This is a genomic window from Acinetobacter sp. UBA3025 (assembly GCF_002367915.1).
Lineage (GTDB): Bacteria > Pseudomonadota > Gammaproteobacteria > Pseudomonadales > Moraxellaceae > Acinetobacter.
The window spans coordinates 1-7,131 of sequence record NZ_DFDO01000246.1 but is presented as its reverse complement, the minus strand read 5'-3'; the positions used below and the strand labels follow the sequence as shown (position 1 = coordinate 7,131).

Genomic DNA, 7,131 nt, shown 5'->3' with positions numbered 1-7,131 from the left:
CTTCAAATATGATATTTTTCCTAAGTTTCAACTTGAACAAGAAAAATCAAATCAAGAGTATATTCATGCATACTTTGATGATCTATATATTAATAATAAAGAAAAATACATTAATGATTTAAACAAACTTAAAAAAGCTTGGCAGCAAAATGTTTTTAGAATGAAAAATAAAGATAACCCTAAAAGGAGCTACCACTTACCATTAAAAAAAGAATCAAAAAAGCTTTTAGAAGAATTAGCACTTTTCAAAAATATTTCTGAAAGTGAAGTTTTAGAAATATTGATTAAGGAGGCGTATACAAATGAAATGTGTGATAAAAAAGGGAAGGCTCTTTACTAAGCCATCCACTCTTTCACTTGCTCCCCATACCACTCCATGATCCTTACGCGCTCATCCCAATACTGTGCTCGGTTATACGCCGAGCGAATTCTATTCTGGGGTACGTGAGCAAGCTGGCGTTCAATAGCATCTGGATTAAACAGATTCGATTCGTTTACGACTGTACTGAATAGCGATCTAAAACCATGTGTGGTCATCCGACCTGTATAGCCCGAACGCTTGATCACGGCCAAAATAGACTCACTACGCATAGGTTCTTTGTTATTTAAACGATGTGGGAAAAGCAACTCCTGATTATGAGTCAGTCTTAAAGATTGCAGCTCTTCAATCATCATGTCCGTCAACGGTACACGATGTGGAAGTCGGTTCTTCATTCGTTCTTCAGGAATATCCCACTTACGCCCCTCCAAATCAAACTCTTCCCAACGTGCTTGCAGTAACTCACTAACCCGAACACCTGTCAGCATAATCAGAATAATCGCATGATGTGTCTGAGCATCACTTGGGTATGCTCTTACCTTTCTTAAAAATTCAGGCATTTCAGAGGCAGTAAGGGAAGCCAGGTTTTTGACTCTTTTATTCTTGAGAGCATAAACCAGATCACCTGCCGGATTATCATAACGATAACCATGCGCAATTGCATACTTCATGACCATGCCGCAACGAGATAAGGTACGTTTTGCAATTTCAAGCGAGCCTCTAGCTTCAATCTTCTTAACGATCTGCAGAATCTCAGGTGCCTGAATTTGATTAATACGCTTATTAGCGAGAGCAATATAAAGCTCATCCAATGAAGCTCGTACATTACTAATATGTTTCGATGACCAAGTTTCTTTTTGATTATTGAACCAATCCTCTGCGACTTCCTTAAAATAAGGCTGCTCCTGCTCGACCTCAGTTGTATTTTTGAGTTTATATCTCAGATCAAGCGCGATCTCCCTTGCACGCTTTAAACTTAGCTCAGGATAGATACCTATTGCTTTGGACTTCCTTTGTCCATTTTCCGTATATCTGAGAGACCAATATTTTTTGCCATTCGGATCGATTCGTAAAGACAGACCATTACTATCAGAAAGGCGGTACTGTTTTTCCTTCGGTAATGCTTTTTTACACAGCACATCGGTAAGCGACATATCTTTGTCCCACATAATTAAAATTATTTAGTGGGTCAAATTGTCCCAATTTTGACCCCAATAAAGCAAAAATAGGGTCAAACAGCTTAGGACAGTATCGGACAATACAGCCAATAAAAAAGCCTCTAAACATTGAGTTTAAAGGCTTTTTTAGATTCCGATGGATTACTTCGGAAAGAATTTTGGTGGAGATGGCGGGAGTTGAACCCGCGTCCGCCAACACTACGCTCGAGAATACTACATGCTTAGATATCGTCTATTGTTTTAACACCAAGAGACCCGACGAACAGGGTTCAAGGTGCGATCCTCTAGATTTGGTATAAAGCCCCGAGGCTTGACTCTATACGGACTTGTGTGCGTTCGCTTCAGTCGGAATCTCTAACCACAAGTATTCAGAGATGCGGACAAGCAGCCCTTAGGCTGCTAGAGCGTAAGTTTCGTCGTTTGCGACTATTTAAATGCAAATTTTATTTACGAGAGAAAATGCGCTCTCGGCATGCATCTATGAGTTTCATCATCGGCGTCGAAGCCAAGAACATCCCCAAAGTACAAGCTCATCATAGCATAACTGGCAAAAAATACGATGCATTTTCTACACAAATACACTTTTGAATGCGCCTGATTACATAATTGCGCTAATATTTCATAATTCAAGTCAGCATTTAAAAAAATTATGAGCTATTTATTGGCACTCGACCAGGGAACGACATCTAGCCGTGCAATCATCTTTAATGAACACGGACAGATTCAGGCAACAGCTCAACGCGAAACCCATATCCAGACCCCACATTCCGGCTGGGTCGAACAGGATGCACAGGAAATCTGGAGCTCGCAAATTGCAGTGGTACAACAGGCGCTTGCTACTGCCCGGATTCTGGCCAAAGATATTAAAGCGATTGGCCTGACCAACCAGCGTGAAACGACTGTGGTATGGGATCGTCGTAATGGCAAACCTCTTGCGCCAGCGATTATCTGGCAGGATCGTCGTGCAACAGACTGGTGTAATTTGCTCATTCAGCAAGGCCAGATGGATCAGGTACAACGAAAAACCGGATTACGGCTTGATCCCTATTTTAGCGCCGGGAAACTGGTCTGGTTATTAGAAAATATTGATGGCTTACGTACACTCGCAGAGCAAGGCCATGTGGCTTTTGGCACCATTGATAGCTGGCTGATCTGGAACCTGACTCAAGGTGCTGAGCATATTATTGAAGCGAGTAATGCTTCCCGCACCATGTTGATGAATCTGCAAACTCAACGCTGGGATGACGAACTACTCGACCTGTTTAATATCCCCGCTTCGGTTCTGCCACGAATCATCAGTTCTGATTGTCATATTGCAGATACGGCACCGGGTTTATTAGGGGCTACGATTCCCATTACCGGTATTCTGGGTGATCAGCAATCTGCCTTATTTGGCCAGTCTTGCTTCGAACCCGGTATGGCAAAAAATACCTATGGCACCGGCTGTTTTATGCTGTTCAATACCGGTCATGATATTCAGCTCAGCCAGAACAAATTACTTTCTACCCTCGCCTGGCAGGCACAGGGACAGACCAGTTATGCCCTGGAAGGTAGCGTTTTTATGGCCGGTGCTGTGGTGCAATGGCTACGTGATGGGCTTGGCATCATTCAGAAGAGCAGTGATATAGAGAAGTTGGCCTGTAAAGTTAAAGATACCGACGGCGTGGTCTTAGTTCCTGCTTTTACCGGACTGGGTGCACCGCATTGGGATAGTGAAGCGCGTGCCCTGCTGTGTGGCATGTCGCGTGGAACCAATAAAGCTCATATTGCCCGAGCTACACTGGAATCGATTGCCTTTCAGGTCTCTGATGTATTGACAGCCATGCAATCGGATATTGCCCATCCGTTAAAAGAACTACGTGTCGATGGCGGTGCCAGTTGTAATGATATGTTGATGCAGTTCCAAGCTGACCTGCTGAATGTGCCTGTCTTGCGTCCAAAAATGCTGGAATCCACCGCTTGGGGTGCAGCAGCGATGGCAGGTTTAAAGTCAGGGGTATTTTCTAATTTAAATGAAATTTCTCAATCCTGGCAGCTAGATCGCGCCTTTGAACCGAAAATGCAGTCCGATGAACGTGAAGCCCATTTGGCCAAATGGCAAAATGCCTTAAAACGGGCCAAATCAGATTTATAATCCTATAAAAAACCGTTAAATATTTAGCGGTTTTTTTTAATTTTGGAAAATATTAATGTGATGGCATTCCACCGACACCCGCTTTCGGTCGTGGAGCTAGCCAGACAATTAAGGCTGCGAAAATAAAAACCATCGCCAAAATCAAAAATAGATGATTGGCTGACAGGGTTAAGGCTTCTTTATCCACCAGACTGGAAATATAACCCAAGGCACTGTCTGAACTCATGCCCTGAGCTATCAAGGTATTCTGGGTTTCTTCGACATTCAATTTACCGACCAGCTCACTGCGTGCTACTTTACTATGATCATCCCAGATCGTGACTGCAATTGAAGCTCCGATCGCTCCAGCCATGGTCCGCAGAAAGTTCATCAAACCAGCTGCTGAAGCCATTTCCTGAGGCTGGACTGAGGCCAATGCCATATTGGAGAGTGGAATGAAGAAGAATGGCACCGCAAAACCTTGCAGAATCTGTGGCCAGGCCAATGCCATAAAATCAGCATCCGTAGTCCAGAATGCCCGCATCAAAGTCACAACGGCGAGCAAGATCAAACCGAAACTGGCCAGAATGCGCTGATCATATTTGGTCGCCATCTTCGCCACAATCGGTGACATCAACAGGCTACCAAAACCCATGGTTGCGGTTAAATAACCTGCCCAAGTGGCCGTATAACCCAGATTAATTTGCACCCACTGTGGAATCAGTACAATACTGGAAAAGAAGGCACCGAAGGCAAAGGCCAATGACAGCACAGCAAAGGTAAACCCGCGATATCGGAAGATCCGGATATCTACGATCGGATGCCGCTCGGTCAGTTCCCAGATGGTAAAGATGATTAAACCAACTATGGCAAGCACCGCCAATGTGCTGATAAAGGAGCTGCTAAACCAGTCATGTTCATGACCAAGATCCAGCATCAACTGCAGCGCACCAATCCACAGAATCAGCAGGAATAAACCACCTTTATCAATCTTCAAAGCATTGGTTTCAGTTTCTGCTGGTTTTAATAGCTTCAATGCAGCCAGACCGCAGAACAAACCCACCGGGATATTAATAAAGAAAATCCAGTGCCAAGACAGGTTATCACTAATCGTACCGCCGAGAATTGGACCGAGAATTGGACCGACAACGGTGGTCATTGCCCACATGCCCATCGCCTGAGATTGCTTTTCAGGTGGGAAGATGCGTAGCAATAAAGTCTGGCTGAGCGGCATAATCGGGCCGCCAAACAGCCCCTGCCCGATCCGGCAAAATACCAGCATTTCCAGACTGGTTGAAATCCCGCACAGAATTGAAAAAATGGTAAAGCCGAGCAAGCAGACACCAAAGAGTCGAACACTACCAAAGCGACCCGCCAGCCATCCCGTCAAAGGTACACAGATCGCTTCTGCAACTGCATAAGACGTAATGACCCAGGTGCCTTGCGAGCTGGACACTGCCAGACTACCGGTAATATGCGGCACCGAGACATTGGCAATGGTCATGTCCAGCACGACCATGAAATTGGCCAATGCCAGCACAAAGGCCGCCAGCATCAGCTTGCCGCCGGTCAGATTCCCATATGGAACATATTTATTCATCGGGAATTACTTCTTAAAGTGGATTTCAGCTTCCATCGACAGACCCACACGTAGTGGATGCTCGGCCAGTTCTTTCGGATCCAGCTGAATACGGACTGGCAAACGCTGTACCACTTTGATCCAGTTACCCGTCGCGTTCTGAGCCGGAATTAGGGCGAAAGCTGAACCTGTACCGCCAGAGAAGCCAACCACGGTGCCGTGATATTTCACCGATTTTCCATACAGGTCAGAGGTCAGTTCAGCTTTCTGCCCCACGCGGACCTTCTCCAACTGGCTTTCCTTAAAGTTGGCATCAACATAGAGCTGATCTACTGGTACGACCATCATCAGCATTGTACCTGGTGCAACACGTTGACCCACCTGAATTGAACGGCGTGAAACCACTCCATCAAATGGTGCCTTAATTACAGTACGTTCTAAATCCAGTTCAGCCTGTTTCAGCTTGGCTTCAGCCACAAGTACATCAGGAGTCGAATTTTCATTCGCACCTTGAATCAAGGCCTCATTCGCCGCTAAATTGCTTTGCGCTGCTTTCTGGCTAGATCTTGCTTGTGCCAGACCCGCTTCAGCAGAAGCTACGCCTGCTTTGGCAGTATCCAATGCAGATTGTGCGGTACTGAGTTCTTCTTTTGACACTGCACCGCTCGCACTGAGTTTTTCACGACGCGTATATTCATCTTGTGCTTTATGTAAGGCTGCCTGAGCCTGAGCCAGCTGAGCTTCGGCACTGCGAATCGCATCATCACTAACACTAATCTGTGAGCTTAAAGCCCCACTATTGGCCGCAGTCTGTTTGTACTGGCGCTTGGCTTTGGTCAGTTCTGCACGTGCCTGAGCCACTGCAATTTTGGCATCACGGTCATCAATTCTGGCAAGGATATCGCCCTGTTTGACCGCTTGGGTATCATGAACCAGTACTTCAGCGACCTGACCACTGACCATAGACGTAATAGAAGCCGTTTCAGCACCCACATAGGCATTTTCAGTACTGACTGAATTGTTCAGAAAGAATTTCCAAACCAGAAACAACACCAGTGCAATCACTATGAAGATGGCAACGATACTCAGGGCTTTTTTACGTTTATTTTTTAAAGCTTGATCCGAAGTTGCATCAGATGCGTTTTCTGGCAGGGTGTCTTGTACATCTGTCATTGATTTTTTCCTAAATCCAACAGACTTGGTCACGCAGCCACACTGACCAGCACTGACATGAATGTATAATAGATTCATATCCCGTTTATTGATCAATGGGTAAAATGAGAAAGCCGTATTAATTTAATTTTCATGCATTCTAATAATAAAAATTAGAAAATATGCAAAAAAATATTACTCGGAAGTTTAAAAAGCTAAGCCCTTATTCCAGGAATAAGGGTTTAGTTCGGGCTCAGAGTAAGCCAGGATCGAGGAGATAAACTTAATTAATAGGCATATGAGGCAATCGCTGTGGCAATCGGCTTGTCATCATCATTGACCATAGTCATGCGCATGGTGCAACCCTTACGCCCCAAACGTAAGGTTTCTGCACGGGCAATAAAATATTTGCCACGACCGGGCGCCAGATAATCCACGCGCATATCTACCGTCGCCAGACGTGATACCTTTTTAATCGTATCGGCAATAGTTTCCGGTTCAGCTTTCTTGTACATCTCACCCATCGCCACAATTCCGCCAATACTGTCGAGTATGGTCGCTGCAAGACCACCATGCAGAATCTGAAAAGCCACATTGCCAATCATGAAATCCTGCATTTCAACATATGCTTCGATCTGACCATCAACCACCCGCATGGTCATGCCATTATGCTTAAAAAAAGGAGAGGTATTAAAAGCGTGTACCAACTGGTTTAAGACTACTTCAATATCCACTTTTGCACCTAAATGTATATTACCTGTCCAATTTCTTTCTGTCTTAGTCATAAGTC

General features: G+C 44.8%; 5 protein-coding genes, 1 other RNA gene and 1 pseudogene. 2 read left to right on the top strand and 5 right to left on the bottom strand.

Translation table 11 applies throughout. The annotated features are described in order from the left end of the window. Positions 1-340: pseudogene (locus B4J23_RS10495) on the top strand (hypothetical protein); the annotation flags it as partial. On the opposite strand, the gene B4J23_RS10490 reads toward B4J23_RS10495, so the two are convergent. Next, positions 337-1,473, bottom strand: coding sequence for a tyrosine-type recombinase/integrase (locus tag B4J23_RS10490; protein ID WP_291360513.1), 1,137 nt, complete (start codon positions 1,471-1,473; stop codon positions 337-339). The pseudogene B4J23_RS10495 and the gene B4J23_RS10490 sit on opposite strands and share 4 nt — an antisense overlap. Before the next feature lie 183 nt (positions 1,474-1,656). Then, positions 1,657-2,016, bottom strand: a transfer-messenger RNA (tmRNA) gene (ssrA, locus tag B4J23_RS10485). A gap of 130 nt (positions 2,017-2,146) precedes the next feature. Between ssrA and glpK the strand changes: the two genes are divergently transcribed. Then, positions 2,147-3,631, top strand: coding sequence for a glycerol kinase GlpK (gene glpK / locus B4J23_RS10480; RefSeq protein WP_291360511.1), 1,485 nt, complete (start codon positions 2,147-2,149; stop codon positions 3,629-3,631). A gap of 52 nt (positions 3,632-3,683) precedes the next feature. Here the strand turns inward: glpK and B4J23_RS10475 are convergent, their stop codons facing one another. The 3 genes from B4J23_RS10475 to B4J23_RS10465 all read right to left on the bottom strand — a co-directional run bounded on the left by B4J23_RS10475 (position 3,684) and on the right by B4J23_RS10465 (position 7,126). Beyond that, positions 3,684-5,210: a DHA2 family efflux MFS transporter permease subunit gene (locus tag B4J23_RS10475; RefSeq protein WP_291360509.1), complete on the bottom strand. Its 1,527-nt coding sequence runs from the start codon at positions 5,208-5,210 to the stop codon at positions 3,684-3,686. 6 nt (positions 5,211-5,216) lie between these two features. Beyond that, positions 5,217-6,362: an HlyD family efflux transporter periplasmic adaptor subunit gene (locus B4J23_RS10470; RefSeq protein ID WP_291360508.1), complete on the bottom strand. Its 1,146-nt coding sequence runs from the start codon at positions 6,360-6,362 to the stop codon at positions 5,217-5,219. A gap of 266 nt (positions 6,363-6,628) precedes the next feature. Further along, complete coding sequence (locus tag B4J23_RS10465) at positions 6,629-7,126, bottom strand: thioesterase family protein (RefSeq protein ID WP_291360515.1); 498 nt, start codon at positions 7,124-7,126, stop codon at positions 6,629-6,631. Between the last annotated feature and the right edge of the window lie 5 nt (positions 7,127-7,131).

Coding starts and splice junctions, on each gene's coding strand:
- B4J23_RS10470 (WP_291360508.1), bottom strand. CDS start 6,362: ATGACAGATGTACAAGACACCCTGCCAGAAAACGCATCTGATGCAACT.
- B4J23_RS10475 (WP_291360509.1), bottom strand. CDS start 5,210: ATGAATAAATATGTTCCATATGGGAATCTGACCGGCGGCAAGCTGATG.
- B4J23_RS10465 (WP_291360515.1), bottom strand. CDS start 7,126: ATGACTAAGACAGAAAGAAATTGGACAGGTAATATACATTTAGGTGCA.
- B4J23_RS10490 (WP_291360513.1), bottom strand. CDS start 1,473: ATGTCGCTTACCGATGTGCTGTGTAAAAAAGCATTACCGAAGGAAAAA.
- glpK (WP_291360511.1), top strand. CDS start 2,147: ATGAGCTATTTATTGGCACTCGACCAGGGAACGACATCTAGCCGTGCA.